At 65.8% G+C, this 25463-nt stretch carries 27 protein-coding genes and 1 tRNA gene; 12 read left to right on the forward strand and 16 right to left on the reverse strand.

The window, feature by feature from the left end; genetic code table 11:
- Nucleotides 1–16: 16 nt before the first annotated feature.
- A complete protein-coding gene (locus AC1DS0_RS08020; RefSeq protein WP_476813844.1) occupies nucleotides 17–1624 on the reverse strand; it encodes an alpha-amylase family glycosyl hydrolase in 1608 nt (535 codons plus the stop codon).
- 95 nt (nucleotides 1625–1719) lie between these two features.
- Between AC1DS0_RS08020 and AC1DS0_RS08025 the strand changes: the two genes are divergently transcribed.
- Nucleotides 1720–2019 carry a hypothetical protein gene (locus AC1DS0_RS08025; protein ID WP_476813845.1) on the forward strand — a complete coding sequence of 100 codons (300 nt, stop codon included), beginning with the start codon at nucleotides 1720–1722 and terminating at the stop codon, nucleotides 2017–2019.
- A gap of 31 nt (nucleotides 2020–2050) precedes the next feature.
- Here AC1DS0_RS08025 and AC1DS0_RS08030 read toward each other — a convergent pair whose 3' ends face one another.
- From AC1DS0_RS08030 to AC1DS0_RS08060, 7 genes are all read right to left on the reverse strand, one after another.
- On the reverse strand, nucleotides 2051–2311 hold the full coding sequence (locus tag AC1DS0_RS08030) for a hypothetical protein (RefSeq protein WP_476813846.1): 261 nt from the start codon (nucleotides 2309–2311) through the stop codon (nucleotides 2051–2053).
- A gap of 108 nt (nucleotides 2312–2419) precedes the next feature.
- Complete coding sequence (locus AC1DS0_RS08035) at nucleotides 2420–2644, reverse strand: hypothetical protein (protein ID WP_476813847.1); 225 nt, start codon at nucleotides 2642–2644, stop codon at nucleotides 2420–2422.
- Between the two features lie 54 nt (nucleotides 2645–2698).
- Nucleotides 2699–2938 carry a hypothetical protein gene (locus tag AC1DS0_RS08040; RefSeq protein ID WP_476813848.1) on the reverse strand — a complete coding sequence of 80 codons (240 nt, stop codon included), beginning with the start codon at nucleotides 2936–2938 and terminating at the stop codon, nucleotides 2699–2701.
- The gene (locus AC1DS0_RS08045; protein ID WP_476813849.1) at nucleotides 2925–4295 is read right to left on the reverse strand and encodes a glycoside hydrolase family 130 protein; all 1371 of its coding nucleotides are present in this window, start codon (nucleotides 4293–4295) and stop codon (nucleotides 2925–2927) included. Before AC1DS0_RS08045 ends, AC1DS0_RS08040 begins: the two co-directional genes overlap by 14 nt.
- A gap of 37 nt (nucleotides 4296–4332) precedes the next feature.
- The gene (locus AC1DS0_RS08050) at nucleotides 4333–6615 is read right to left on the reverse strand and encodes a glycosyltransferase family 4 protein (RefSeq protein WP_476813850.1); all 2283 of its coding nucleotides are present in this window, start codon (nucleotides 6613–6615) and stop codon (nucleotides 4333–4335) included.
- Nucleotides 6612–7568, reverse strand: a complete 957-nt coding sequence (locus AC1DS0_RS08055; RefSeq protein ID WP_476813851.1) for a class I mannose-6-phosphate isomerase — start codon at nucleotides 7566–7568, stop codon at nucleotides 6612–6614. The genes AC1DS0_RS08050 and AC1DS0_RS08055 overlap by 4 nt, the downstream gene beginning before the upstream one ends.
- A gap of 163 nt (nucleotides 7569–7731) precedes the next feature.
- Nucleotides 7732–7995 carry a hypothetical protein gene (locus AC1DS0_RS08060; RefSeq protein WP_476814022.1) on the reverse strand — a complete coding sequence of 88 codons (264 nt, stop codon included), beginning with the start codon at nucleotides 7993–7995 and terminating at the stop codon, nucleotides 7732–7734.
- Nucleotides 7996–8419: 424 nt separating this feature from the next.
- Between AC1DS0_RS08060 and AC1DS0_RS08065 the strand changes: the two genes are divergently transcribed.
- Together AC1DS0_RS08065 and AC1DS0_RS08070 are read left to right on the forward strand one after the other, a co-directional pair.
- The gene (locus AC1DS0_RS08065) at nucleotides 8420–8644 is read left to right on the forward strand and encodes a hypothetical protein (RefSeq protein ID WP_476813852.1); all 225 of its coding nucleotides are present in this window, start codon (nucleotides 8420–8422) and stop codon (nucleotides 8642–8644) included.
- A 189-nt stretch (nucleotides 8645–8833) separates the two neighbouring features.
- Nucleotides 8834–8959, forward strand: coding sequence for a hypothetical protein (locus tag AC1DS0_RS08070; protein ID WP_476813853.1), 126 nt, complete (start codon nucleotides 8834–8836; stop codon nucleotides 8957–8959).
- A 554-nt stretch (nucleotides 8960–9513) separates the two neighbouring features.
- On the opposite strand, the gene AC1DS0_RS08075 is transcribed toward AC1DS0_RS08070, so the two are convergent.
- A tRNA-Gly gene (locus AC1DS0_RS08075) sits at nucleotides 9514–9588 on the reverse strand.
- Between the two features lie 372 nt (nucleotides 9589–9960).
- Between AC1DS0_RS08075 and AC1DS0_RS08080 the strand changes: the two genes are divergently transcribed.
- The 5 genes from AC1DS0_RS08080 to AC1DS0_RS08100 all read left to right on the forward strand — a co-directional run bounded on the left by AC1DS0_RS08080 (nucleotide 9961) and on the right by AC1DS0_RS08100 (nucleotide 14133).
- Nucleotides 9961–10488 (forward strand): prolyl-tRNA synthetase associated domain-containing protein, encoded by a 528-nt coding sequence (locus tag AC1DS0_RS08080; protein ID WP_476813854.1) that lies wholly within the window; start codon nucleotides 9961–9963, stop codon nucleotides 10486–10488.
- Nucleotides 10489–10574: 86 nt separating this feature from the next.
- The gene (gene trxA / locus AC1DS0_RS08085; RefSeq protein WP_476813855.1) at nucleotides 10575–11474 is read left to right on the forward strand and encodes a thioredoxin; all 900 of its coding nucleotides are present in this window, start codon (nucleotides 10575–10577) and stop codon (nucleotides 11472–11474) included.
- A 20-nt stretch (nucleotides 11475–11494) separates the two neighbouring features.
- Nucleotides 11495–12166 (forward strand): LON peptidase substrate-binding domain-containing protein, encoded by a 672-nt coding sequence (locus tag AC1DS0_RS08090; RefSeq protein WP_476813856.1) that lies wholly within the window; start codon nucleotides 11495–11497, stop codon nucleotides 12164–12166.
- On the forward strand, nucleotides 12163–13560 hold the full coding sequence (locus tag AC1DS0_RS08095; RefSeq protein ID WP_476813857.1) for an MFS transporter: 1398 nt from the start codon (nucleotides 12163–12165) through the stop codon (nucleotides 13558–13560). The genes AC1DS0_RS08090 and AC1DS0_RS08095 overlap by 4 nt, the downstream gene beginning before the upstream one ends.
- 111 nt (nucleotides 13561–13671) lie before the next feature.
- Nucleotides 13672–14133 (forward strand): hypothetical protein, encoded by a 462-nt coding sequence (locus AC1DS0_RS08100; RefSeq protein WP_476813858.1) that lies wholly within the window; start codon nucleotides 13672–13674, stop codon nucleotides 14131–14133.
- Between the two features lie 16 nt (nucleotides 14134–14149).
- Here the strand turns inward: AC1DS0_RS08100 and AC1DS0_RS08105 are convergent, their stop codons facing one another.
- Nucleotides 14150–16543, reverse strand: coding sequence for a transketolase-like TK C-terminal-containing protein (locus AC1DS0_RS08105; protein WP_476813859.1), 2394 nt, complete (start codon nucleotides 16541–16543; stop codon nucleotides 14150–14152).
- Nucleotides 16544–16664: 121 nt separating this feature from the next.
- Here AC1DS0_RS08105 and AC1DS0_RS08110 point away from each other — a divergent pair, with 121 nt between their 5' ends.
- Nucleotides 16665–17147, forward strand: a complete 483-nt coding sequence (locus tag AC1DS0_RS08110) for an Lrp/AsnC family transcriptional regulator (protein ID WP_110491760.1) — start codon at nucleotides 16665–16667, stop codon at nucleotides 17145–17147.
- On the opposite strand, the gene AC1DS0_RS08115 is transcribed toward AC1DS0_RS08110, so the two are convergent.
- Nucleotides 17144–18145, reverse strand: coding sequence for a GlxA family transcriptional regulator (locus tag AC1DS0_RS08115; protein ID WP_476813860.1), 1002 nt, complete (start codon nucleotides 18143–18145; stop codon nucleotides 17144–17146). The two genes, AC1DS0_RS08110 and AC1DS0_RS08115, sit on opposite strands and share 4 nt — an antisense overlap.
- 63 nt (nucleotides 18146–18208) lie before the next feature.
- On the opposite strand from AC1DS0_RS08115, the gene AC1DS0_RS08120 reads away from it, so the two are divergent.
- On the forward strand, nucleotides 18209–18520 hold the full coding sequence (locus AC1DS0_RS08120) for a DUF1272 domain-containing protein (protein WP_476813861.1): 312 nt from the start codon (nucleotides 18209–18211) through the stop codon (nucleotides 18518–18520).
- Nucleotides 18521–18535: 15 nt separating this feature from the next.
- Here AC1DS0_RS08120 and AC1DS0_RS08125 read toward each other — a convergent pair whose 3' ends face one another.
- Entirely contained in the window at nucleotides 18536–19699 is a 1164-nt protein-coding gene (locus AC1DS0_RS08125; protein ID WP_476813862.1) for a patatin-like phospholipase family protein, read from the reverse strand.
- 218 nt (nucleotides 19700–19917) lie between these two features.
- Between AC1DS0_RS08125 and AC1DS0_RS08130 the strand changes: the two genes are divergently transcribed.
- Both AC1DS0_RS08130 and AC1DS0_RS08135 read left to right on the forward strand, forming a co-directional pair.
- Entirely contained in the window at nucleotides 19918–20700 is a 783-nt protein-coding gene (locus tag AC1DS0_RS08130) for a 3-hydroxybutyrate dehydrogenase (protein ID WP_152013834.1), read from the forward strand.
- Nucleotides 20701–20710: 10 nt separating this feature from the next.
- Complete coding sequence (locus AC1DS0_RS08135; protein WP_476813863.1) at nucleotides 20711–21457, forward strand: acetoacetate decarboxylase; 747 nt, start codon at nucleotides 20711–20713, stop codon at nucleotides 21455–21457.
- Nucleotides 21458–21581: 124 nt separating this feature from the next.
- Here the strand turns inward: AC1DS0_RS08135 and AC1DS0_RS08140 are convergent, their stop codons facing one another.
- From AC1DS0_RS08140 to AC1DS0_RS08155, 4 genes are all read right to left on the reverse strand, one after another.
- Nucleotides 21582–22628: an amino acid ABC transporter permease gene (locus AC1DS0_RS08140; protein ID WP_476813864.1), complete on the reverse strand. Its 1047-nt coding sequence runs from the start codon at nucleotides 22626–22628 to the stop codon at nucleotides 21582–21584.
- The gene (locus AC1DS0_RS08145; RefSeq protein WP_476813865.1) at nucleotides 22625–23788 is read right to left on the reverse strand and encodes an amino acid ABC transporter permease; all 1164 of its coding nucleotides are present in this window, start codon (nucleotides 23786–23788) and stop codon (nucleotides 22625–22627) included. The genes AC1DS0_RS08140 and AC1DS0_RS08145 overlap by 4 nt, the downstream gene beginning before the upstream one ends.
- A gap of 170 nt (nucleotides 23789–23958) precedes the next feature.
- Complete coding sequence (locus tag AC1DS0_RS08150) at nucleotides 23959–24987, reverse strand: amino acid ABC transporter substrate-binding protein (protein WP_476813866.1); 1029 nt, start codon at nucleotides 24985–24987, stop codon at nucleotides 23959–23961.
- Nucleotides 24988–25116: 129 nt separating this feature from the next.
- Nucleotides 25117–25446 carry a hypothetical protein gene (locus tag AC1DS0_RS08155; protein ID WP_476813867.1) on the reverse strand — a complete coding sequence of 110 codons (330 nt, stop codon included), beginning with the start codon at nucleotides 25444–25446 and terminating at the stop codon, nucleotides 25117–25119.
- Between the last annotated feature and the right edge of the window lie 17 nt (nucleotides 25447–25463).

The raw sequence follows: 25463 nt of genomic DNA on the forward strand, positions 1-25463 counted from the left end.
TCGTCCCTCCTTGTGATCAGTCGGCGAGCGTCAGGATCACGCCCTCGTTCGGCCGCAGGAGCAAAGCGTCGTCCCGCACAGGCGTCAGATCGGCGAGCGTGGACAGGAGGGGGCGGCAACCATGCGCCCATTTCGGCAAGGCCAAGCGTTGCGGCCGCGCCCCGAGATTGAGCGCCACGATCAGCCGCTCTGCACCATGCCGACGCTCATAGGCGAGTATATCGCCCTCGGCATCCAGTAGCGCGAAATCACCGATGGCCAGTGCAGGATGGGCGCGTCGGGCTGCGAGCAATCGGCGATGCAGCGCCAGCATCGAGCCCGGATCGGCTGATTGGCGCTCCACGTTCCGGGCTGGCCAGTCGGCGTTGAGCGGCAGCCAGGGTTCAGTGGTGCTGAAGCTGGCATGCGCACTGTCGTCCCACGGCATCGGCGTGCGGACCGGATCGCGCCCGAGGCCCTTGCCCGGCTGGCGCAACTCGCGCGGATCCTGGACCTGATCGGGCGGGATCGGCGCATCGCTCAGGCCGAGCTCGTCGCCATAATAGAGGGTGGGCGTGCCGCGCAGGGTCAGCAACAGCATCGCTGCGACCCGGGCCTGGCTTTCTCCCAATCTGGTCGCAACGCGCGGTCGGTCATGATTGCCGAGCACCCAGTTCGGCCAACCGCCGGGGGGCAGCGCCGCCTCGTAAGCGGCGATGAGCGCAGCCAGCGATTGCGCCTGCCAGGGCGCCTCGATGAGCTGGAAATTGAAGGGCAGGTGCACGCCGGCCCGGTCCTCGCCGTAATAGCGCATGAGCCGGTCGACCGGCAGGTAGATCTCGCCGACCAGCACACGTTCGCCTTGCTCCACCGTGCCATACCCGTCCGCGAGCGCGCGCATGTCTGCCGCGATGCCATGGATCTCGGGCTGGTCGGTCGAATGCAGCTGGATCAACTGGTCCTTCTCGTCCAGCGCAGGCCGATAGGCCGGGTTCGGCGGATTGTCGGGGAAGTCGGCCGCCTTGATCAGGTGCCAGAGCACATCGATGCGAAAGCCGTCGACGCCGCGGTCGAACCAGAAGCGCAGCACCTCGTGCATCGCCGCCCGCACCGCCGGATTGCGCCAGTTGAGGTCCGGCTGCTCCTTCAGGAAGGCATGGTAGTAGTACTGGCCGCTGGCCTCGTCCCATTCCCAGGCAGGCCCGCCGAAATCGCTGATCCAGTTGTTGGGCGGCCCGCCTCCTGCGGCAGGGTCGCGCCAGAGATACCAGTCCCGTTTCGGATTGCTGCGCGAGGAGCGGCTCTCGGCAAACCAGGGATGTCGGTCGGAGGTATGGTTCGGCACGAAATCGAGCAGGAGCTTGAGCCCGCGTGCATGGGCCTGCACGAGTAAGTCGTCGAAATCGGCGAGGGTGCCGAAGCGAGGATCGACGTCGCAGTAATCGGAGACGTCGTAGCCGAAATCGGCCATCGGCGAGGGATAGATCGGCGAAATCCAGATCGCATTGACGCCGAGCTCGGCAAGATAGCCCAGCCGCCGCGTGATACCCTGGAGGTCACCGATTCCATCGCCTTTGCTGTCCTGGAACGAGCGCGGGTAGATCTGGTAAATCACGCCGCCCTGCCACCATGGCGCGGGCATCATCGCCTCACCGCGCGCGGCCGGGACATGACGGCCTCATTTCCGAGCAAGTTCGCTGCAAACCGGAACAAAAGTGCCGCGGCGACGGTTCGTTCGTCATGACCAATCCCCGCAAGGATCCATCGATTCGTCCCGATCCAGTCCCCCAGACAGGGAGCCCGCCGATCGCTGACCACGACATGGAGCTGTCGCTTCCGGTGGATGCCCCGCGCAATGTCGTCAGGAAGCGGCAGCAGCGGGCTGCGCGTTCGTTGGCAGGCCGGCATATCGATGAGGCGCTTTCGGAACTGCCGATCTCCGACCAGGCCAAGGCGTCGCGCAAGGCGAAGCTGATCGAGCTGCCGGACGACACCCCGATCAAAAGGCTCGCGAAGCGATCCAAGGCATTTTCGGCCTAGCCAGCGCCTGCGCGCCGCTGGGCAGTCTTGCTCAGTCATCGGAATCGGGCCGCGCATCATCGACAACGCGCCGGCAGGTTCCCCGGGTAAAGCGCTCGATCTCGGCCAGCGCGGCATCGAGCGACCCGAAGGGGCCTCGCCGCATGGCCTGCATCGTCGCGATCGCCTGGCCCGCAGGGTAGATCATGAATTCGCCCTCCGCCCTGTCCTCGACATATCCCATTGCTCGACCGAGCAGGTCGGTCAGCAGCCAGGCAGTTCCGTCCGGCTTCCGCGTCACGTCGATGTCCAAGCGATCTCCGTTCGTCGGCCCCCCGATCCGAGGGCTCAAGGGGCGGGTTTCAACCAGTCGGGGCAGAGGTCTTATCGCGGAGTAACCCGGAAACGGTGATAGGGCCCGTCAAACCGGCTGTTTACGCTTGGGCAGTGGTGGCGCCGACGCTGCAGCGGCTCGGTCGGCCGCCTCCTTCTGCAGCCGCAATTCTCTCAAGCGCGCCGTGTTGGCGTCGCGCGCCTGAGTGATCGTCTCCGTTTCGGACAGCACGCGATTGCGCGACAACGACTGGGTTTGCGTTCTCAGGAACGCAGCATCTGCGGTCACGCGGGATTTCGAGTTCTCTGCCAAGTGTCTTCTCCGGAGTGGGTAGGCTTGGGGTAGGAGACGAGCCTCGAGCAAGCGTCACCCGACGCGGCTGCGCACCGATCCGGGGCTGTCCGAAACAATCTGGTCATGGCCGATCGCTCGTTCATGGCCGTCGGCGCCGCGAACGCGGTATTCGCGCTCGCCGCTCGCCCGCGTCGGCATGATCCGCACGATCTCGTAGTCTCCGGCACCGGACTGATCGGCGAAGCCGAAGGACAGCCGGACCACGTCTCCCGGTGCGATCGAGCGGTGGGTCGTGGGCTTATCTTGGGTCATGTTCGTGCTCTTTCTCAGGGAGGGCGCTTTGCCGCAGATCATGCGTCTCGTCGGCGGCGACCGGGCTCAGAGCCTGCAGCAGCGCCCCGATCCTGATCGTCGCGAAATTGCAGTAGGTGTCGGAGACCGCATAGGGCAGGACGATCTGCCCCCCATGGCGCATCGCACCACAGGTGTAGACGACGTTGGGAACATAGCCCTCGCGCTCGGACGGCTCCGGCCGGACCAGGGGCTCGCGCGAACGCGCAAGCACCTTCGACGGATCCTGCTTGTCGAGCAGGACGGCGCCGATCGCATAGCGCCGCACCGGCCCGACGCCATGGGTGAACAAGAGCCAGCCTTCGTCGAGCTCGATCGGCGAGCCGCAAGTCCCGATCTGGATGAACTCCCAGGGGTATTGCGGCTTCAGGATCGCGACGCCGCCGTCCCAGTTCATCAGGTCGTCCGAATAGACGAGATAGAGGTTCTCGTTGTCCTGCCTCGCGATCATGGCGTAGCGGCCGGCGATCTTGCGCGGGAACAGCGCCATGCCCTTGTTCACGGCGGCGCTGCCTTGCAGCGGCGACATCCGGAACGACAGGAAGTCGGTGGTCTCGATCAGCTCGGAGCGTATCCCCCTGCCGTTGTAGGCCGTGTAGGTCGCGCGGAACACGCTGTGCCCACCCTCGTCGAACTCGACGAAGCGCGCATCCTCGATCCCGTTCGACTGCGAAGCCGTGATCGGAAAGATCACCCGCTCGCTGATGTCGCCGTCCGGGGAGAACGCCACTTCGACGTCGTCGCCGTCGAGGCGCACCATGCGATTGCGGAAGGTCGCGATCGTCGCGAGGCGCGAGGTCGGATCGACGCTCAGGCTGCCGTCAGCGGAGATCGTGCCGGAGCGGAAGGTCAGGGACGAGATATGGCCCTCGCCGACCGCGCGAAGGCTGAGGACGAAGCGCCGCCCGCCCGGTGGAGCTCCGGACTGGTCGGGGTGCGAGACGATGCTCGGGTTGAAGAGCGCCGCCGCCTCAAACGAATACTCATGCAGGAAATAGGATCCGAGCAGCTGGCGTTGCGCCCTGCTGAACTCGCGGTGCGTGGTGAACACCTCCTCCATCTCGTCGGCACGCGCCTCGAAACGCTCCAGCAGATTCCGGTGCCGGCCGTTGAAGTTCTCCAGCACCTCGGCGAGCTGGCTTGCCGCCGCCTCCTGGTCCAGGCCCACCACGCGCGCGACGATGTGGTTCGCACGCAGCTTGTCGGTCGGGTTCATGTCGCGCGGATCGGGCGAGGGCCCAAAGCGACGCACCACCACCCGAGCGGGATCGGGATGCAGGTGCAGAGCCTGCCGGTTCAGGAAGGTGGCTTGCGGCAAGGCGGCCCCAGTTCGGTTTGTGCGGATCGCCGAAGGCTCAGGCGTGCAAGACCCGAAGCGGCGCCAGTTTCGGGCGGTCCCCACTCATGCGGGAGAGCTGGCGAATCTCGGCGAGGCTGAGAAGGTAGGATACCACGGATTCGCCGCCGCGGTTCTCATTCGGCCGATCGCGGTGGAGACCATCGCGGCAGGCGCCGGTTTCGAGATCGACCAGCGGTGTCGACAGGTCGTTCTCGCCCATGAACCAGGCGAAGGCGCGCACTGCTTCCGCTCGCCATTGCGTGTCGCCATCGGCGCGCCAGGCGGCAAGGCTGGCCGAGATGGTCGCCGTGGCCTCCAGGGGCTGCTGGTCGAACGCCTTCGGTGGGCTGAGCCAGTCGCCGAAGCTCTCCGAACCCACCGGCCGGAACAGGCCGGCAGGTGTGCTCTGCACCCCAACCAGCCAGCGCAGCGAGCGCAGGCCGGCTTCGACATAGGCGGAAACCTGCATCGAAAGCCCGGTCGCGATCAAAGCCTGTGGCAATCGGGCATTGTCATAGGAGAGACCTTCCTCGAACCAGACCCAGTCCGGCGTCTCGACCGTCGACAGCAGGGCGAGCAGACGGTCCGCCAGCAGGGAGCGCAGCTGGATGGTGGAGGACGGCGCCGCGACCACGGCGCAGTAGGCGTCGAGGCCGAGCAGGGCGAATCCCCAGGCACGAGGCGAGCTGAAGCTCTCGACCGCGGGCAGCGCTTCGGCGAAGAGCGCGGCGGCCCAGCGCCGCCGTGACGGGCTGGCGTCGCTGCGCGCGCATTCGCCAAGGGCCCAGAGCGTCCGGCCATGGCTGTCCTCCGAGCCGACCTCCTCGAGCCAGCGTCGATCGAAGCTCATGAAGTTGCGGAAGCGCTGCGCCTGCGGATTCCAGGCATGCTGGACGAAGGAAGCGAACCGCGCCGTCAGAGGCTCGGGCAGGTGCTGCTCGCCGGCGCTGCCGAGAAGGCAGGACAGCAGCAGCGCCCGGGCGTTGTCGTCGATGCAGTAGCCATGCGCGCGGTCCGGCACAGAATGGACGGCGTGCTGGAAGAGGCCAGTGTCGTCGCACATGCAGCGGAGGTGATCCGTCCGCAGCTCCGGTGGCGCTGAAAGCTGAAGGGATGGTCTTGCCTGCGCCGTCCCGGCAATCACGTTCAGCAAACGGCTGCGCCGCGCCGACTCGAATGTAGCGAGATAGCGTTTTGCGGTCTGCTCCCAGGTCATGGATCGGCTGCTGGCATAGGCGCGCCGGCGCATGGCCTGTCGCCTGGTCGAGTCGGTCAGCAATCCTGCTATCTCGTTGCCGGTCGCGACGACGTCGCTGAACGGCACCAGCACGCCGCGGCCATCGGCGAGCAGCTCCTGTGCGTGCCAGTAGGGCGTCGAGACGACCGCTTTTCCAAGCCCGAAGCTATAGGCCAGCGTGCCCGAGGTCATCTGCGCCTCGTTGAGATAAGGCGTCACGTAGACGTCGCACATCGAGATAAAGTCGAGCAGCGTCTCGCGATCGACAAACTGGTCGAGGAAGACGACGTGATCCTCGATGCCGAGCTCATGGACGCGCTTCTGCAAGCCGATGCGATAGGCTTCGCCCTGCTCGCGGACGAGATGGGGATGAGTGGCTCCAAGGACGACATAGACGGCATCGGACCGGCGTCTCAGGATCGACGGCATTGCATCGATCATCACCTCGATGCCCTTGTTGGGCGAGAGCAGGCCGAAGGTCAGGATCACCGAGCGGCCGGCGAAGCCTAGCCTGGCCTTGGCCTCGTCCGGCTCGACGAAAGCGAAATCGGGGATGCCATGCGCGATCACCTCGATCTTGTCGGCGGGAAGCCGGTAGATGGTGCGCAGCATGTCGCGCCCTTTCTCCGCCATGACGACGACGCGGGACGAGGCATCGACGATCCGCTCCATGACGCCGCGCTGCGCCGGGCTCGGCTTCGACAAGACGGTATGAAGCGTGGTGACGACCGGCATCGTCAGCCGTGACAGCAATCCGGCGACATGCGCGCCCGCTTCGCCGCCGAAGATGCCGAATTCGTGCTGCAGCGAGACGACGTCGAACCGGCCCTCGTTCAGGAAGTCGGCAGCGCGCGCATAGTCCTCTGTTCGGTCATCGCGGATCTGGAACCGGACACAGCCCGGATAGTCGTAACCGTCGCTATCGTTCATCGCCACGATCGATGTCGCCAGATCGGGGTCCGACGCCGCGACCGCCTGCTGCAGGTCCGTGGTGAAGGTGGCGATGCCGCAGCGGCGTGGCAGCGAGTTGCCGATGAAGGCGATCCGATGGAGTGCGGTCATGCGCGTGCCTCTGTGGTTGGAAACTGCGCTTTCGCCCTCGCGGCGGGCAGCAGAGGCCCGTGGATCGGGCTGCGGGCCGGCGTGGTCGCGTTTCGGGCTGCGATCGGCCGCAGAAGATCATGGCTGGGCAGGGCGGCATCATAGGCGACGAGGCAGGTCAGGCCCGCTTGCCCGGCGGCGAGATGCGTGGTTTGCGCCTGCACGAAGCAGCCTTCGCCCATTTGCGCCTGCCATGGCCCGATCCGGCCCTCTCCGGCGATTATCAGCAGCCAGGTCTCCGCCTGGGCTTGCAACTCCCAAAGCGATTCCGCAGCAAGCTCGAAGCGCTCGAGGGTGAAGAACGGGGTCGCCAGGAGCAGCGTCCTGGCATCGCTCAGGCGTCGCGCCGGCACCTGCTTTGCGGCCGGTCCGGCATGGGCGGCGGCAACACCGAGCTCGATATGGAGCTCGCGCTGGCGCCCTTGATCGAACAGGCGGAAGGTCGTGTCGCTGCGCTGCTGGATCTCGGCAAGCACGAGGCCTGGGCCGATCGCATGGATCGTCCCCGCCGGCACGAAGATGACATCGCCCGCCGCGGCGGTTTGCCAGGACATGCGCTCGGCGATCGAGCCGTCCTCGATCGCGGCTCGCAGTTGCGCCTGCGAGAGCGACGACTGCAAGCCGAGCGCCACCATGGCACCGGGCTCGGCAGCAAGCACATACCAGGCTTCGGTCTTGCCGCGCGCAAGCCCCATCGCGTGGGCTGCGTCGTCATCCGGATGCACCTGGATCGACAGCGCTTCGCGTGTGAACAGCAGCTTGAGGAGCAAAGCGGGCTCAGGAGCCGAATCGTGGCGCTGCAACCAGATTTCGCCGATGGCGACGTCGTGATGATCTGTCCCGCTCCATGGCAGGAGGTCGTGCGAGCCCCAGGGTTTAGGTACGGCCTGCAGGCGAGCCAATTCGAGGGCCATGGCGAACTCCAAGATCGCCGGGCTTCGACGGTTCGACGGGATTGTCGAAAGACGCTGCGGCGGGGCCGGCAAGGCATGGATATCGGCGAAGGCACCGGCCTTTGCGGGCCTTGTCTTTGCAAGAGCGGCTGAGTTCCGGCCCGCAGCTTTCAGCGCCTGCCGATCAAGGCAGCTGCTGGTCCTTTTCAAGGGCTGCGGCGAGATAAGCCGGCTCGATCGGAACCATCTGGTGTAAGGATCCGGGCATTCCGATAGCCGGCAAATGGACGAAGCCGCCCACACGTCGCCAGGCAAGTCTGGACGTGCTCTCGATCGATACCTCGTCGTAGTCGACCCGGTATTCCCCGGCCGGCTGCGGCGCCTCGAAGCCGGGCAGCAAAAATGGGCGCGAAAAGTGGACGGAGATCTGCGTGGTGCGATTGGTCACTGCGGCCTCCTTCCTAAGCAACATGATCTTGTCGGAGGTTTCCGACGGACGGGGGAAGGCGTGCCCGGCGACAGCCCGACCGCTCGCGGCCAGCAATTTCAATACCGACCGATCACGCTCGGATATGGGATAAATTTCACCCGATACAAGGTACAAAAAATAATTCTCGCTCAGAAATTCCATGAAGTAAAGTTATTATCGAATATTTTTCTTACATTAGTTCCCCTTAAAACGTTGATCTCGTGCGGTAATATCTCGATGTCTAAGGTTTTGGCCGTTTATTATTTTTTGCCTCTACCGATTCAGGCGGCGATTTCCCATATCAAAGGCTCGCTGCGCTCGCAGACAGGGACATGATGGAGTTGGCAGACTGTCATTCCGAGCGTGTGCGGTGTGCCCGCCCTCGCGCAGAAGGAATCGACCCATGGCTCGTTTGATCACGAAGACAGGACAGCGTGCCGAGATGGTCTGCGACATGTCGAATGAGAGATCGGGCAAGCTCATCTGCAACCCGGGCATGTTGGCTCTCGCCGACCTTCAAGGCGATCTGATGCTCGAGACCGACGACGGTGGACGGTGCCATATCAGGATCACGTCGATCGGCGCGGACCATCTGACGTTTGCCGGACGGGTGATGGAACGCGTCTGAGGTCGGGTTTCGGCGATAGCTGGATTCTTACGCCAGGCGGATGATCGAGCCACGGGAGCGGTTCGGCGAACGGGGCGAGGCGTGCGCCCTCAGGCGAGCTTGGCAGACATGCTGTCAGAAACCAATTCCAGATGCATCGTTAATGCGAGGGCCGTGCCTATTCCCCAGAGCAGAATGTCGGAGCCCGCAATGACCAACGTCATGTCGCACTGGAACTTGTACAGGGTTTGGCTCTTGAGCCGATATCCGGTCTGGCTGGCCTATGGCGGGCTGATTGCAGCCATGGCGCTGGCTTTTGCCGTCGTATCGCATTGAACCGCGTTGATCGCCAAAGCGTAGCGGCCGAAATCGCGGCCTCCGCCTATGCTCCCGCACCCGTCGGCTCGGCGCTGACTTATGGCCTGATCAGCGTCTGCCTTTTCGGAGTGGCCGTGTGGGGTGTCGGGAAGTTCTACAGCATCGAACTTTTCCCGCATGCAGCGCCGCTCGCCGTCAGCGCCTTGCTGCCATTCGCATTCGGTCTGTGGCTGAGGCGAAGGCGGAAACGCCGCCACCTGCGCGCTCGTTCGGTGGAGCGACGAGGTCCGACGGTGCCGATGTGAGCCGGCATCGGATGCAAAAAATTGCTCCTCTCCTACGCCAAGCGTGGTTTCCCGAGGTCCGTCCATCTGCTTCGCTGTCAGAGGATCCCGAACTCGAAGGGCTGATCTGCTCGCTTCAGCACCCCTTCATGGTGCCGCTGCCATAACCGCGAGGTAACCACGGGCTTTCGAGGCTCTTCGAGAAATGCTCTCAAAATGTCCAAGCACAAAAAGCAAAAAGCGCCGGGAAACCCGACGCTTACGTGCCTCTCAAACCTTGAGATTGTCTGGAGCGGGCGAAGGGATTCGAACCCTCGACCCCAACCTTGGCAAGGTTGTGCTCTACCCCTGAGCTACACCCGCATCCGAGACAGTCGCGCCGTGTTGGCGGCGCGGCCGGTTTATTGCCCAACGGGACGAGAAGCGCAAGCGCCTTGTTGCAATTTTCTGATGGTCGCGTGACAGGCCCGCAAAACCGCCGAAGAAACAATGCCATAACGGGGATAAGCGCCGAATGCGCCGTCAGCTCTGTCGATCCCGCGGGCGATATGATGGAGAAACACCTGTCATCCTGGGCGACTTGGGCGCCATGTCGACGCGAGCGATGTCCGGTCGCCCTATGCTGCGCGGAGCGGTGCGAAGAGGCAGCTGGCCTGTTTCATGCCTCGCTTCGCTTGCCTGCGCCGGCCGGCGGCCTTAGGCATCGCGCAGCTTCCCTGTCCTGACCGGCCGAGCATGCCCACGTCTCTTTCTCCCGACGCTCTCATCGCCAAGCTCGATGAACTTGGTATCAAGACCGAGCGCATCGACCATGTCGCAGTCTTCACTGTCGCCGAATCGAAGGAACTGCGCGGCAAGGTTCCCGGCCATCACACCAAGAACCTGTTCCTGAAGGACAAGAAGGGACGGATCTTCCTGGTCTCGGCGCTGGAGAGCACACGGATCGACCTGAAGCGGCTGCATGAGCGGCTCGGCGCCAGCGGGCGGCTGTCCTTCGGCTCTGCCGAGCTCTTGATGGAGAAGCTCGGCGTCACGCCGGGCTCTGTCACTGCCTTCGCCGTGGTCAACGACCATGCGGGCGACGTCTCCATGGTGCTCGACGCTGCCCTGATGGATGGCGAGCGCCTGAACTTCCATCCTCTGGTCAACACGGCGACGCTCGGCATCTCCAGAGACGATATGATCGCCTTCCTGCGCGCGGTCCGGCACGAGCCGATGATCATTGACCTTCCGACGCCGCCGGACGATGGACAGAACGGCTGAAGCCACCCATCTATGGGGTGGCCCGCGGCGCGGGCATCCGTTTTTTCGATTTTCACGTCGACAGATTGCTAGGTGAAGGACGAGCCATGCTGGTCAATGGCGATGCGGCCCCGGCCAAGGGGCTGATCAAGGACACGACGACGCAGGGCTTCCGCCAGGACGTCATCGCCGAATCGATGAACCAGCCGGTGCTGGTCGACTTCTGGGCGCCCTGGTGCGGGCCCTGCAAGCAATTGACCCCGGTGATCGAGAAGGTGGTCAACGAGGCCGGCGGCAAGGTCAAGCTGGTCAAGATGAACATCGACGAGCACCCGGGGATCCCCGGTCAGCTCGGCATCCAGTCGATTCCGGCGGTGATCGCTTTCCAGCGTGGCCAGCCGGTCGACGGCTTCATGGGCGCGCAGCCGGAGAGCCAGGTCAAGGCTTTCATCGAGAAGCTCGTGGGACCGATGGGGCCCGGGCCGATCGAGGAGGTGCTGGCGGCTGCGGCGGAGGCTTTGGAGGCGGGCGACGCGGCGGGCGCAAGCGAGCTCTATGCCGAGGTTCTGGCAGCCGAGCCGGAGAACATCACTGCGATTGCCGGAATAGCACGCCTGCATCTCGACGCCGGTGATATCGAGGGTGCCAAGGGTTTCCTCGCCATGGTGCCCGAAGCCAAAGCCCAGGATCCGGCCGTCGCGGCGGTCAGGGCCGCGGTCGAACTTGCCGAGCAGGCCGCCTCGCTTGGCGACACGGCCGAGCTCGAGGCCAGGCTCGCGGCGAATCCGAAAGATCATCAGGCGCGGTTCGACCTGGCCCTGGCGCTGAACGCCCGCGACAAGCGCGAGGAGGCGGTCGACCATCTGATCGCGATCATCAAGGCCGACCGCACATGGAACGATGACGGCGCCCGCAAGCAGCTGCTGCAGTTGTTCGAGGCCTGGGGGCCGATGGACGAGCACAGTGTCGCCGGCCGTCGCAAGCTGTCGGTCCTGCTGTTTTCGTGAGGAGAGAGGAGCGCACGCCGATGGGCATGAACGCGGTCTATTCCGGGCCTGGGGACTGCCCGGCGGTGATCCCGCTGTTTCCGCTCGCCGGCGCGCTCCTGCTGCCGCGCGGACAGATGCCGCTCAACATCTTCGAGCCGCGCTATCTTGCCATGATCGACGATGCGCTGCGCACGCATCGCGTCATCGGCATGATCCAGCCCGAGTCGGAGAACGGACGCCAGGCGCAGGTGCCCCCGCTGCTCCAGGTCGGCTGCATCGGCCGGATCACGCAATTCGCCGAAACCGGAGACGACCGTTACGTCATCACGCTGACCGGCATCTCGCGCTTCCGGCTGGAGGAGGAGATCTCCGTCACCACGCCTTATCGCCAGGGCCGGGTCTCCTATGGCGATTTCGCCGTCGATTTCGAGGCGCGCGCCGGCGAGGACGAGGTCGATCGCGCCGGCCTCATCAAGGCGCTGCGCAGCTTCGCCAAGGCAAACGAGCTCAAGATCGACTGGAAGGGTGTCAACGAGGCGCCGAACGAGGCGCTGGTCAACGCCCTCTCGATGATGTGCCCGTTCGGGCCGCGTGAGAAACAGGCGCTGCTGGAAGCGCCGAGCCTGAAGACCCGAGCCGAGGTGCTGGTCGCGATCACCGAGATCGAACTAGCGCGCGGCGGCTCCGACCCGGACACGACGCTGCAGTGAACACCGCCTCCCTGCCTGCCTCTGGCGACCAGCCAGCGACCTATCCGCCGCGGCGCTCGGTCGTCGCCTGGATCTTCTTCGACTGGTCGGCGCAGCCCTTCTTCACCCTCGTCACCACCTTCGTCTTCGCGCCCTTCTTCGCTTCGGCGCTGGCGAGCGATGCGGCGGAGGGGCAGGCGCTCTGGGGTTATGCGACGGGCCTTGCCGGGTTGGCCATAGCGCTGCTCTCGCCGCTGCTCGGTGGCATCGCCGACAGGACCGGCCCTCGCAAGCCATGGATCGCGGTGTTCGGCGCCATGCTGGTCGCGGGCTCGGCGATGCTCTGGTACGCCAAGCCGGGTTCGCCCTGGGCGGTGCCGATCGCGCTCGCCGGCTTCGTCGTCGGCACGATCGGCGCGGAATTCGCGACGATCTTCAACAATGCGATGATGACGCGGCTGGTGCCGCCGGAGCGGCTCGGGCGGCTCTCCGGTACCGGCTGGGCCGTCGGCTATCTCGGCGGATTGGTCTCGCTCACGCTGACGCTCGGCTTCCTCGCGGCCGATCCGCATACGGGCAAGACGTTGGCCGGCCTGTCGCCGCTGTTCGGGCTCGATGCCGCCGCTCGCGAGGGCGACCGCTTCTCGGGGCCGCTTACGGCACTTTGGTTCGTGATCTTCGTCACCCCGATGTTCCTGCTGACGCCGGACTCGCCGCGGACCGGCATTCCGCTGAAGGAGGCGGCGGCAGGCGGCTTCTCGCATCTCAAGGCGACGATCGCCGAACTGCCCTCGCTACCCGGGCTTGGCCGCTTCCTGCTCGCCAACATGATCTACCAGGACGGGCTGGTCGCGCTCTTTGCCTTCGGTGGCATCTATGGCGCGGGCGTCTTCGGCTGGCAGACGATCGAGCTCGGTGTCTTCGGCATCCTGCTCACCGTCACCGGCACGCTCGGGGCCTGGGCCGGCGGCAAGCTCGACGATGCGATCGGCGGAAAGCCGGTGATCCTTGGCGCCATCGCCTGCCTGCTCTTCGCCTGTATCGGCATCCTCTCGCTCGGGCCGGGGCAGGTCGCCTTCTTCTTCGAGGCCGCGCCCGCGACACCGGGCGACGGGCTCTTCGCCTCGCTGCCGGAAAAGGTCTATCTCGACCTGGGGCTGCTGATCGGCTTGGTCGCCGGGCCGTTGCAGGCGTCTTCGCGCAGCCTGCTCGCCCGCATCGCGCCGCCCGCCCGAATCGGTGAGTTCTTCGGTCTGTTCGCGCTGGCGGGGAAAGTGACGTCCTTCCTGGGGCCGACGCTGGTCGCGCTGGCGACGACCGTTTTTGCGAGCCAGCGCGCGGGCCTGGCGGTGCTGATCGGCTTCTTCCTGACGGGGGCCTGGCTGCTCGCCGGGGTGAAGGTCAAGCGGCCCTAGCCGCAGCTTTGAACCACTGCCGACGCCTGCTGGCAGCAGGCGCGCTATCGTGCCGGGCAAGCCAGCTCAGAGCCTGGCTGGCGCGGGAGGGTTGCGGTGCGGATCGTGGAGATGGACGCGCCCGCAGGGCAGGGCGCCCGGCTGAAGCAGGTCGCGACCGGCGACAACCTCGTCGCGCCGCAGGCGGTGCTGAAATGGTATGAGATCGCCGAAGTCGGCGTCGTGGCCGAGATCGTCGCGCTGGCACGAAAGGCGGCAGAAGGCTTTGCGGCCGGCCGGAACGGCGAGGTCGGCTTCGCCATCCTGCATCGCTGCGGCGAGCATTTCCATTTCCTGCTGCTCTGCACCTGGCGCGGCACCAATGAGCTCTGGGAAACCGTGCAGTTCATCGACGAAGGCATGACGGCGTTCGCGCCGTTTGACGCTCCTCACGCTCATCGCGGGACGTTCTGCATCTGGGAGATGACTGCGGTCTCGCATGAGACCGCGGCCTGGCGGCGATTCCTGCTGTCGCCGCGCAGCGAGGCCGATCTCGAGGCTTATCTGCGCAGCCGCTACATCGGCGAGGCGTAAGCGCAGCCGGCGCGCCTTACGGCAGCGCCTTCAGATACCTCACCGGCCGCCCCGGCGCGGCAGCGTTCGCCGCGTGCACGATCGCGTTCGCGTCGATGCCGAAATGGCGGTAGAGGTCGGCGACCGTGCCGGTCTGGCCGAAATGCTCGACACCGAGCGCCTTCTGCCGGTGGCCGTGGACGCTGCCGAGCCAGGCCAGCGTCGCCGGATGGCCGTCCAGAACCGAGACGATGCCGCAATCGCGCGAGAGTTCGCCGAGCAGGCGCTCGACATGGCTGGTCGCCTCGTGGTTGCCGCGCTGGCGCGCCCGCTCGGCCGCCTGCCAGCCGGCGTTGAGCCGGTCGGCGGAGGTGATCGCGAGCAAGCCGACATCGCGCCGGTCCTCACCGAGCAGGCCGACGGCCTCGATCGCTTCGGGTGCGACGGCGCCGGTATAGGCGATCACGACGGAGGCGTTCGGGCCGGGCTTCCTGAGCCAATAGGCGCCGTCAATGATGTCGCGCTCCAGCTCAGGAGTCATGGCGCGCCTGGGTTGCTCGACCTGGCGGGTCGAGAGGCGCAGGTAGACCGAGCCGCCGGTTTCGTCGCGCAGCCAGGTGCGCTCGTCCGGATCGCCCTCGCCATCCTTCTGCAGGTATTCGAACGACCAGCGCATCATCACGGCGAGCTCGTCGACGAAGGCCGGCTCGAAGGCGCAGAGCCCGTCCTGGCTCATGCCGATCAGCGGTGTCGCGATCGACTGGTGCGCGCCGCCCTCTGGCGCGAGCGTGACGCCGGCGGGCGTCGCCACGACCATGAAGCGGGCGTCCTGGTAGCAGGCATAGTTCAGCGCGTCCAAGCCGCGCGAGATGAAGGGGTCGTAGAGCGTGCCGATCGGGATCAGGCGCTCGCCGAAGATCGAATGCGACAGGCCGAGCGCCGAGAGGTTGATGAACAGGTTCATCTCGGCGATCCCCAGCTCGATATGCTGGCCCTTCGGCGAGAACTCCCATTTCTGCATCGAGGGGATGCGCTCGTCCTTGAAGGTGTCGGCCATCGAAGCCCGCGCGAACAGGCCGCGCCGGTTGACCCAGGGGCCGAGATTGGTCGAGACGGTGACATCCGGCGCCGTGGTGACGATGCGGTCGGCGAGCGGGCCGCCGAGCTTGGCGAGTTCGTCGAGCACCTTGCCGAAGCCCATCTGCGTCGACATCGTTGCCTGGATGCCGGCTTCGAGTTTGGCCGGGACGGGCAGGGCCGGGGCCGAATGGCGCCGACGGCCCTTGGCGAAGAACGGCACCTTGTCGAGGAAGGCGCGGACCTCCTTCTCCGGCAGCGCCAGCCCTTCGAACAGATCCCATTCATGGCCGGGCCGGACCTTGTTGGCGGCCTTGAAGCCTTCCATCTGCTCCTTGGTCATCAGGCCCGAATGGTTGTCCTTGTGGCCCGCCAGCGGCAGGCCGAAGCCCTTGACCGTGTAAGCCAGGAAACAGACCGGCCGGTCGTGATCGACAGCCTCGAAGGCCTCGAGGATCGAGGGCAGGTCGTGGCCACCGAGATTGCACATCAGCTTCGAGAGCTCGGCGTCGGAGCGCTTCTCGATCAGCTTGGTCACCGGTCCCTGGTCGCCGAGATCGTCCATCAGGCGCTTGCGCCAGGCAGCTCCGCCCTGGAAGGTCAGGGCCGAATAGAGCTGGTTCGGGCAGGAATCGATCCAGGCCTTCAGCCGCTCGCCGCCCTTCTCCCTGAACGCCGCCTGCTGCAGCGAACCGTATTTCAGCGTGACGACGTCCCAGCCGAAGTTCTTGAACATCTGCTCGAAGCGGTCATAGAGGCCCTCGCGGATGACGGCGTCGAGCGACTGGCGATTATAGTCGATCACCCACCAGGTGTTGCGCAGGCCATGCTTCCAGCCCTCCATCAGGGCCTCGAAGATGTTGCCCTCGTCGAGCTCGGCGTCACCGATCAACGCGACCATGCGGCCCTCGGGCGTGTCCTTGCCCCAGCCATGCGCCTTCACATAGTCCTGAACCAGCGAGGAGAACAGCGTCTGCGCGACGCCGAGGCCGACCGAGCCGGTCGAGAAATCGACGTCGTCGATGTCCTTGGTGCGCGAGGGATAGCTCTGCGCGCCCTTGTAGCCGCGGAAGTTCTCGAGCTTCTCCTGTGTCTGCAGGCCCATCAGATAGTTGATGGCGTGGAAGATCGGCGAGGCGTGCGGCTTCACCGCCACCCGGTCCTGCGGCTTGAGCGCGGCCATGTAGAGCGCCGTCATGATCGTCGCCAGCGAGGCCGAGGAGGCCTGGTGGCCGCCGACCTTCATCCCGTCCTCATTGGCACGGATGTGGTTGGCGTTGTGGATCGTCCACGATGCGAGCCAGAGAATCTTCTTCTCGAGCTCGGCGAGGATGGGCAGGCGGGGATCGGACATCGCGGTGCTCCTTGGGCCGGGACATCATGCACAATTGCCTTGGGGAAGGCAGCTAAAGACCGCCTCGCCGGCTTACGGTATTGGCGGTTTCCGCTAAGCTCTCCCGGCGAGGCGAGGGAAAATGCCAGAGTTCAAGCTCGACGAGATCGACCGCCGCATCGTCCAGGCCCTGCAGGCGGACGGACGGATCAGCGTGCAGGAGCTGGCCGGCAAGGTCGGGCTCTCGCCAAGCCCCTGCGCGCGGCGGGTGCGCCTGCTGGAGGAGGCGGGGATCATCGAGGGCTATGTCGCCATCGTGAACCAGGAGAAGCTCGGCCTGCCCGTCTCGGTCTTCGCCTCGATCAAGCTGGAGCGCCAGCGCGAGGAGGAGCTCGACCGCTTCGCCGCGGCGGTGTCGCGCTGGCCCGAGGTCGCCGACTGCTACCTGATGACCGGGCAGCGCGACTATCTCCTGCGCATCATCGTCAGCGATCTTGCCGCCTATGAGCGCTTCCTCAAGGACAAGCTGACGCGGCTCGACAATGTCGCCTCTATCGAATCGAGCTTCGCGCTCGGGCGGGTGAAGCGCTCCTATTCCGTGCCCGTGGAGTTGGGGCGGGGCTAATCCACCCGCACGTTCCCGAACCGCGTCCGGTACTCGCCCGGCGCGACGCCATAGCGGCGCAGGAAGGCGCGGCGCAGGCGCTCATCGTCGCCAAAGCCGGCGCGCACCGCGATCTGCTGGATGCCGATATCCGTTTCTTCCAGCAGGTCGCGGGCGAGATCGAGTCGGACCGCCTCGACCGCTTTGGCCGGGCTGACCCCGGTTTCCTGCGTATAGACCCTGGCGAAATGGCGCGGGCTCATCGCCATCACGCGAGCGAGCTCGGGCACTGAGAGGTCGCCGGCCGCATGCTCGCGCATATGGGCGTGCAGGGCCTCGAAGCGCCCGGCGGCATCGCGCGACTGGCGCTGCAATTCGCCACTGAACTGCGCCTGGCCGCCGGGGCGCTTGAGGTAGAGGACAAGGTCGCGCGCCAGATCGAGCGCTGCCTTGCGCCCCAGGTCCTCCTCGACCATGGCGAGCGCCATGTCGATGCCGGTCGAGACGCCGGCCGAGGTCCAGATCCGGCCGTTGCTGACGAAGATCGCGTCCGGCCTGACCGTGGTGGCCGGATGGGCTGCGCCGAGGCGTTCCGTGTATTCCCAATGCGTCGTCGCCTCGCAGCCTTCGAGCAGGCCGGCGGCGGCGAGGATGAAGGCGCCGAGGCAGATCGAGCCGAGGCGCCGGACCATGCCGCTCTGCTCGCGCAGGAAGGCGAGCAGTACAGCCGAGCCGGCCGCGTCCAATGCCGAGCGGCCACCTGAGACCAGCAGGGTATCGATTGGCCGGGCCGCAGCCTCGGCAAGGGGGATGCTCGGCAGCGGCACGCCCGCATCGGTCTCGACCGGGCCGCCATGCTCGGAGGCGAGGGTGATCGCGTAGACCGCGCTGCCATCTGCGTGCTTGGCATCATTGAAGACCTGCAGGGGGCCGGTGACGTCGAGCAGCTTGGTGCGCGGGAAGAGCACGATGACGACGCGGATCGGCGCCGTTGCAGAGATGGCAGGAAACGAGGTCATCTTGTCATTTATGACATCGTCCCCTCATGGCATCCAGTCCCTGCAATGAGAGGAAAAGACGCCATGCTTGAGCTGCGGCCGAACTGCGAACTCTGCGACTGCGATCTGCCGCCAGCCTCGCTGGAGGCGCGCATCTGCAGCTATGAATGCACCTACTGCGCGGAGTGCGCCGAGAAGACGCTCGAAAACGTCTGCCCGAGCTGCGGCGGCGGCTTCGTGCAGAGGCCGATCCGGCCGGTCGGCGACTGGGGCGGGCTCGGCCTTGGCCTTGCGAACCGCCCCGCCGGTACGAAGCGCCACCATTCGCAATGGACGGCCGAGCAGCGGCGCGAGCGCAGCAACTTGCTGCGCAACGTGCCGCCGCAGGAGCGTTGACAGAGGCTCCGAGGTTCAGCAGCGCTCGAAATCGCGATGGACGTCGTGCGTGACGATTCCCGCACCGTCCGGCGGGATCGTCAGCCAGTCCTTGCGGGTCAGCGTCTGCTTGGTGTCCTCGTAGCCGGAGTGCCAGTGATCCGTCATCGAGGTGCGCGAGAACTCGTGATCCTTAGCGTGGCTCTCATAGCTTTTCTGCTGGTAGATCAACTGCAGGATGGTGTGCTCGGGGATCAAGGCGAGCTCGTCGCGGAGCTTGCGATCCTCCTCGCTCAGGGCATCCTCGGGGATGTGGGTCAGAGCATCATGGGTCTTTTTCTTCCAGCTCTGCAGCGTCTGGAACAGGTCGGTGACCATGCGGGTGCGCGAGGAGTACATGATGTCCTTGTGCCGGCCCATCACGTCCTGCATCGTCCGCGGGATCGGGCCACGTGACGAGAACAGGTCGACCTGGAAGATCAGCGAGTTCAGCGTGTCGTCCTGGTTGAGCAGATGCGACAGCGGCGTATTCGAGACGATGCCGCCGTCCCAGTAGTGGTCTGTGCCGATCTGCACGGTCGGGAACGCCGGCGGCAGCGCACCCGAGGCCATGACATGCTCGGGTGTGATCTCTTCCTGCATGTTGTCGAAATAGACGAAATTGCCGGAAAGCGCGTTGACGGCGCCGACCGAGAAATGCGTGCGCTTTTCGTTGATCAGGTCGAAGTCGACCAGCTCCAGCAGGGTCTCGCGCAAGGGCGAGGTGTCGTAGAAGCTGGTCGCGTCAGTGGCGCCGGCTGGTGCCAGCCAGGCGCTTGTGCGCCGCGGCTCGAAGAAGCCGGGCTGGCCGAGCACCGTGGTCATGAAGGACGAGGCCGCGTTGCGGGCCTGGCGGAAGATGTCGCCCTCCGGCGTGAACCACCAGACCTTGCGGTCGGTGATGCGGTTCCAGAAGGTCTCCAGCCGTTCGAGCCGTCGTTCGCGCGGGTTCCCGGCGATCAGTGCCGCGTTGATCGCGCCGATCGAGACGCCCGAGACCCAGTCGGGGGCGATATCGGCCTCGTGCAGCGCCTGATAGACGCCTGCCTGGTAGGCGCCGAGCGCGCCGCCGCCCTGGAGCACGAGCGCGACGCGGTCACAGCGCTCCGGGCGCCAGCCGAGATAGTGGTCGGTGGAGGACGGCGCAAAAGGGGCGTTCATGGCGCGGATTCCGTTCGCTCGATCATCGGGAAGAGCTGGATTTCGCCCATGTCTGGGGGGAGGGCAGTGACAGGCATGTGACGCGGGCAGTGTGGGATATCGGTGTCACCGGCCCGTCAGACAAGCTTCATCGCCCCGTCAGCTTGCTCTTCCACCTCAGCGGCACGGACCTTGCGACGCAAGCAGCGCGTCGCGTTCTCGCGGCTGGGAGATCACGCATGCTCAAAGGCAAGACCGCCGTCGTCACCGGCTCGACCTCCGGCATCGGCCTCGCCATCGCCCGCGCCTATGCGGCCGAGGGCGCCAATATCGTCATCAACGGCTTCGGCGCGCCGGAGGCGATCGAGCAGGAACGGGCCGGCATCGAGGCCGATTTCGGGGTGAAGGCGCGCTATTCGCCAGCCGACATGGCCCATGGCGGCGCGATCGCCGCAATGATTGCCGAGGCGGAAGCCGAGTTCGGCGGCGTCGACATCCTCGTCAACAATGCCGGCATCCAGTTCGTCTCGCCGGTCGAGGAATTCCCGGTCGAGAAATGGGACGCGATCATCGCGATCAACCTCTCGGCCGCCTTCCATGCCATTCGCGCCGCGCTGCCGGGCATGAAGCAGCGCAAATGGGGCCGGATCATCAACACGGCCTCGGCGCATGCGCTGGTCGCCTCGCCGTTCAAATCGGCCTATGTCGCGGCCAAGCACGGCATCGCCGGGCTGACCAAGACGGTGGCGCTGGAGGCGGCGACCTTCGGCATCACCGCCAATGCGATCTGTCCCGGCTATGTCTGGACGCCCCTGGTCGAGAAGCAGATTCCCGAGACCATGGCGGCGCGCAATCTCACCAAGGAGCAGGTCATCAACGATGTCCTGTTGCATGCCCAGCCGACCAAGCAGTTCGTCACCAGCGAGGAGGTGGCGGCGCTCGCTGTCTTCCTCGCTTCCGATGCGGCAAAGTCGATCACCGGCGTCATCCTGCCGGTCGATGGCGGCTGGACCGCGCAGTGAGGGCACGACCATGAACCGCCAGCAGATCCTCGACCTGCCCTCGATGCCGCTCGCCGGGCCGAGCTATCCGGCCGGGCCCTATCGCTTCATCAACCGCGAATACATGATCATCAGCTACGAGACCGATCCGGAGCTGATCCGCCATCATCTGCCCGAGCCGCTGATGCCGACGGCGCAGCCGATCGTGCACTATGAATGGATCAAGATGCCGGATTCCTCCGGCTTCGGCACCTATACCGAGACCGGGATCGTCATCCCCTGCCTGTTCGGCGAGGAGGAGGTCAGCTTCGTCTCGCAGATGTATCTCGACATCGAGCCGCCGATCTCGGCAGGCCGCGAAATCTGGGGCTTCCCGAAGAAATACGCCCATCCCAAGCTCGAAGTGGTCAAGGACACGCTGACCGGCACGCTCGAATATGCCGGCCAGCAGGTCGCGATGGGCACGATGGGCTACAAGCATGAGAGCCTCGCCGGCAATGGCGTGAAGACCACGGCGATGCTGACCAAGACGCAGGTCAACCTGAAGATCATTCCCGGCGTCGACGGCGAGCCGGAGATCTGCCAGCTCGTCGCGCTCAACCTCACCGACATCACGGTGAAGGGCTCATGGATCGGCCCCGGCCGGCTGCATCTGATCCCGCATGTCAACGCGCCGGTCGCCGACCTGCCGGTGCGCAAGGTGCTGGGCGCGCATCACTTCATCGCCGACCTGACACTGCCCTTCGGCCGCAAGATCCACGACTACATGAAGGGGTGAAGGTTCACCGTCATTCTCGGGCGGAGCGAAGCGCCGACCCGAGAATCTCATGACGAGAAGGCGCTGGCCGGAGCCTCCTTCGGCCTGAGATGCTCGGGTCAAGCCCGAGCATGACGGCGGAATGCTACCGCCCTCGCTTCGTCTCCAGGCTCCGGCTCCAGCGCGAGAGCGCAAAGCAGATCAGCCAGTACAGGGCCCCGGAGAAGACATAGGCCTCCATGTTCATGCCGACCCAGTTGGGATCGGCGAGCGAGGCCTGGGCGATGCCGAGCAGATCAAGGATCGAGACGACGAGGACGAGCGTGGTGTTCTTGACCAGCGCGATGAACTCGTTGGTGATCGCCGGTAGCGAGATGCGCAGCGCCTGCGGCAGGATGATGAACCAGGTCGCCTTCCAGTAGGACAGGCCGAGCGCGGTCGCCGCTTCGCGCTGGCCCTTCGGCAGCGCCTGCAGGCCGCCGCGCACGGCTTCGGCCATGTAGGCTGCGATGCAGAAGCCGAGGCCGATCACGGCGCGCGCCAGCCGGTCGACGCCGATGCCGGCCGGCATGATGAGCGGCAGCAGCAGCGAGGCCAGGAAGATCACTGCGATGATCGGCACGCCGCGCCAGAACTCGATGAACAGCACCGAGATCAGCTTGACCACCTTCAGCTCGGACTGGCGGCCGAGTGCGAGCAGGATGCCGAGCGGGATCGCGATCAGGCTGGCATAGATCGAGATGAAGACGGTCAGCATCAGCCCGCCCCATTCGCGCGTCTCGATCGCGCGCAAGCCGAAGCCGCCGCCGAGCAGCCAGACGCCGAGCGGCGGCAGGATGACGAGCGCAGCGAGGCCAAGGCCCAGCTTCAGCCGCTTCGGCGCGAGGACGATCGCTGCGCCGGAGAGCGCGAAGGCGAGACCGGCGAGGTTCGGCCGCCAACGTTCCTCGAGCGGGTAGAACCCGTACATGAACTGGCCGAAGCGGGCCTTGATGAAGACCCAGCAGGCGCCGGTGCCGGTGCAGTCATTGCGGGTCTGGCCGCTCCAGGTCGCGTCGATCAGGGCCCAGCGGATGATCGGCACGGCGATCCAGGCGATCAGCGCGGCGAGCAGCAGCGTCACCACGGTGATGGTCGGCGTGCCGAACAGACGCTCGCGCCATCTGGTCGGAAGCGTTGCGGCGGCACTCATCGGGTCACCAGCGCGATACGGGCATTGTACCAGTTCATGAAGGCCGAGACGGCGAGGCCGATGACGAGATAGACCGCGAGCGTCATCGCGATGATCTCGATCGCCTGGCCGGTGTTGTTGAGCGCCGAGCCCATGAACAGGCTGACGACGTCGGGATAGGCGATCGCCGCGCCGAAGGACGAGTTCTTGAGAACGTTGAGGTACTGGTTGGTCATCGGCGGCGTCATCACCCGCAGCGCCTGCGGGATGGTGACGAGGCGCAGCGTCGGGCCGGGGCGCAGGCCGAGCGCGCTCGATGCCTCGATCTGGCCGTGCGGCACCGACTGGATGCCGCCGCGCACGATCTCGGCGATGAAGCCGGCGGTGTAGGTGACCAGCGCCGCGAGCAGCGCGACGAATTCAGGGATGACGACGAAGCCGCCGCGATAATTGAAGCCGCGCAGCACCGGAATGTCCCAGCGCGTCGCCAGCGTCGCCCAGGCGAGCGCGAGGGCGGGGATGAGCAGCAGCAGGACGAGACCGACGCGCAGGATCGGCGCGTCCTTGCCGGTCTCCTCCTTGCGCCGCCTGGCCCAGCGCAGGAAGAGCCAGTGCAGCAGGCAGGAGATCGCGATCGCGATGAAGGCGTATTTGAAAGTCGCGCCGGCATCCGGCAGCGGGATGGTCAGGCCGCGATTGTTGAGGAAGGCGACGCCGAAGACCGAGAGGCTCTCGCGCGGGGCGGGCAAGGCGGCGATGACGCCGAAATACCAGAACAGCACGAAGAACAGCAGCGGGATGTTGCGGACGAACTCGACATAGGCGCCGGCGATGGCCTGGACCAGCCAGATCGAGGAGAGCCGGGCGATGCCGATCAGGAAGCCGAGTGCCGTCGACAGCACCAGCGCGATCACCGTCACCAGCATCGTGTTGGCGACGCCGGCCCAGAACAGCGCGAGGATGTTGTCCGACTGGGTGTAGTTGGTCAGGACGAAGGGCACCTCGATGCCCGAGGTACGCCAGAGGAAGTCGAAGCCCGAGGCGATGCCGGCCTGGACCATGTTCTGCGAGGCGTTGCGGATGAAATAGACCAGCAGCGCCACGAGGCCGATCAGCAGCGCCGCCTGGTAGAAGACGTCGCGGACGCGCTTGTCGTTGATGAAGGCGAAGGCCTTGGCCACGATGCTCGACCTCGCAGGAAACGCTGAGGGCCAGCCGTCATTCCGGCCGGAGCGAAGCGGAGAGCCGGAATCCATGGCAGGACTCCGGCGCTTTACGATGGATTCCGGAACTGCGCCGCTATGCGGCTTGTCCGGAGTGACAGCGGCTCACGCGTCGAGCCGCCGCGCGCTCACTGGAACGGCGGGGTGAAGAGCAGGCCGCCCTTGGTCCAGAGCTGGTTCTGGCCACGCTCAAGCTTCAGCGGCGAGCCCAGGCCGACGGTGCGCTCATAGCTCTCGCCATAGTTCCCGACCTGCTTGATCGCCTTGTACATCCAGTCGTCGGGCAGACCCATCATCGCGCCGAAGCCGCCCTCGGCGCCGAGCAGGCGGCGGACCTCGGTGTTCTTCGAGTTGGCCTTCATCTCGTCAACGTTCTTGGAGGTGACGCCGAGCATCTCGGCGGCGATGGTGCCGTTCAGCACCCAGCGCACGATCAGCTGCCAGCGCTCGTCACCATAGCGGGTGACCGGGCCCTGCGGGTCGTTCGAAATCGGCTTGGTCAGGATGGTGTGGTCATCCGGAACCTTGAGCTTGGCGCGCTGGCCGGCGAGGGCGCCGACGCCGGCGGTGTAGGCGTCGCAGCGGCCGCTGTCATAGGCGGTGATGGCGTCGTCATTCTTCTGGAAATTGGTGATGGTGACCTTGAGGTTGCGCTCGCGGAACCAGTCGGCGGCGTTCTTCTCCTCGGTCGAGCCGGCGGCGACGCAGACCGAAGCGCCGTCGAGCTCCTCGGCCGACTTCACGTTCGCCTTCTTGCGGACGATGAAGGTCTGGCCCTCGTAGAAGTTGATGCCCTGGAAGTTGAGGCCGAGCGTGGCGTTGCGCGAGAAGGTGATGGTCGAGTTGCGCGAGAGCACGTCGACCTGGCCCGACTGCAGGATCGGCCAGCGCTGCTGAACCGAGGTCGGGGTGTACTTCACCTTGGTGGCATCGCCGAGCACGGCGGCGGCGAGGGCGCGGCAATAGTCGACGTCGAGCCCGGTCCACTCGCCCTTGTCGTTGGCGAAGGAGAAGCCGGGCAGGCCGAGATGCACGCCACATTCGAGATGGCCGCGCGCCTTGATCGCATCGAGCGTCGGGCTGGGCGCCAGCTGTTGTGCGGAAGCGGCGAGGGTGCCGGCGGCGAGCAGCGCCGCGGCGAGAGCAAAGGTCTTCATGTCCATTCCCCATCCTGTGGCGCCATGACGCCACGTCTGGGCGACTATGCAACAGCCCGATGGGGAAAGGTAAGGGGGGTGGGGCAGTTTCCTGCCAGCCCCTGACGTGACCGCTGCGACGCTGGCGACCTACCAGCCGCGCTGGGCCTTGATCGCCCGCTTCTGCATGTCCTTCTGCTGACGCCAGTAGTCCTTCTGCGCGTCGAGCTGCATGCGCTGCCAGTCGCGGATGCGGTCCTTGCGCGAGGTTGCGTCGCGATAGTCGTTCCAGTCGTAATGATCGTCATGGACGTCGTCGTCGCCGAGCGCGTCGAAGAACTTGCGCAGGGCCGAGCGGGCGGGCTCCACCGGTAGGGAGGCGGCAGTCTCGGGCAGAGGCGCGAAGGCCGGCGCGGCCGAGGCGGTGGAGCTGATGGCGAGAACGGTGGCGAACGACAGGAGGGCGATGCGGATCGTCATGATGCTGCTCCCTCCCG

This window comes from Allobosea sp. P4_H5, assembly GCF_056400825.1.

Coding starts and splice junctions, on each gene's coding strand:
- AC1DS0_RS08050 (WP_476813850.1), bottom strand. CDS start 6,615: ATGACCGCACTCCATCGGATCGCCTTCATCGGCAACTCGCTGCCACGC.
- AC1DS0_RS08125 (WP_476813862.1), bottom strand. CDS start 19,699: ATGAACGCCCCTTTTGCGCCGTCCTCCACCGACCACTATCTCGGCTGG.
- AC1DS0_RS08055 (WP_476813851.1), bottom strand. CDS start 7,568: ATGGCCCTCGAATTGGCTCGCCTGCAGGCCGTACCTAAACCCTGGGGC.
- AC1DS0_RS08025 (WP_476813845.1), top strand. CDS start 1,720: ATGACCAATCCCCGCAAGGATCCATCGATTCGTCCCGATCCAGTCCCC.
- AC1DS0_RS08135 (WP_476813863.1), top strand. CDS start 20,711: ATGAACCGCCAGCAGATCCTCGACCTGCCCTCGATGCCGCTCGCCGGG.
- AC1DS0_RS08110 (WP_110491760.1), top strand. CDS start 16,665: ATGCCAGAGTTCAAGCTCGACGAGATCGACCGCCGCATCGTCCAGGCC.
- AC1DS0_RS08140 (WP_476813864.1), bottom strand. CDS start 22,628: ATGAGTGCCGCCGCAACGCTTCCGACCAGATGGCGCGAGCGTCTGTTC.
- AC1DS0_RS08105 (WP_476813859.1), bottom strand. CDS start 16,543: ATGTCCGATCCCCGCCTGCCCATCCTCGCCGAGCTCGAGAAGAAGATT.
- AC1DS0_RS08070 (WP_476813853.1), top strand. CDS start 8,834: ATGACCAACGTCATGTCGCACTGGAACTTGTACAGGGTTTGGCTCTTG.
- AC1DS0_RS08130 (WP_152013834.1), top strand. CDS start 19,918: ATGCTCAAAGGCAAGACCGCCGTCGTCACCGGCTCGACCTCCGGCATC.
- AC1DS0_RS08155 (WP_476813867.1), bottom strand. CDS start 25,446: ATGACGATCCGCATCGCCCTCCTGTCGTTCGCCACCGTTCTCGCCATC.
- AC1DS0_RS08150 (WP_476813866.1), bottom strand. CDS start 24,987: ATGAAGACCTTTGCTCTCGCCGCGGCGCTGCTCGCCGCCGGCACCCTC.
- AC1DS0_RS08090 (WP_476813856.1), top strand. CDS start 11,495: ATGGGCATGAACGCGGTCTATTCCGGGCCTGGGGACTGCCCGGCGGTG.
- AC1DS0_RS08100 (WP_476813858.1), top strand. CDS start 13,672: ATGGACGCGCCCGCAGGGCAGGGCGCCCGGCTGAAGCAGGTCGCGACC.
- AC1DS0_RS08115 (WP_476813860.1), bottom strand. CDS start 18,145: ATGACCTCGTTTCCTGCCATCTCTGCAACGGCGCCGATCCGCGTCGTC.
- AC1DS0_RS08020 (WP_476813844.1), bottom strand. CDS start 1,624: ATGATGCCCGCGCCATGGTGGCAGGGCGGCGTGATTTACCAGATCTAC.
- AC1DS0_RS08040 (WP_476813848.1), bottom strand. CDS start 2,938: ATGACCCAAGATAAGCCCACGACCCACCGCTCGATCGCACCGGGAGAC.
- trxA (WP_476813855.1), top strand. CDS start 10,575: ATGCTGGTCAATGGCGATGCGGCCCCGGCCAAGGGGCTGATCAAGGAC.
- AC1DS0_RS08080 (WP_476813854.1), top strand. CDS start 9,961: ATGCCCACGTCTCTTTCTCCCGACGCTCTCATCGCCAAGCTCGATGAA.
- AC1DS0_RS08065 (WP_476813852.1), top strand. CDS start 8,420: ATGGCTCGTTTGATCACGAAGACAGGACAGCGTGCCGAGATGGTCTGC.
- AC1DS0_RS08120 (WP_476813861.1), top strand. CDS start 18,209: ATGCTTGAGCTGCGGCCGAACTGCGAACTCTGCGACTGCGATCTGCCG.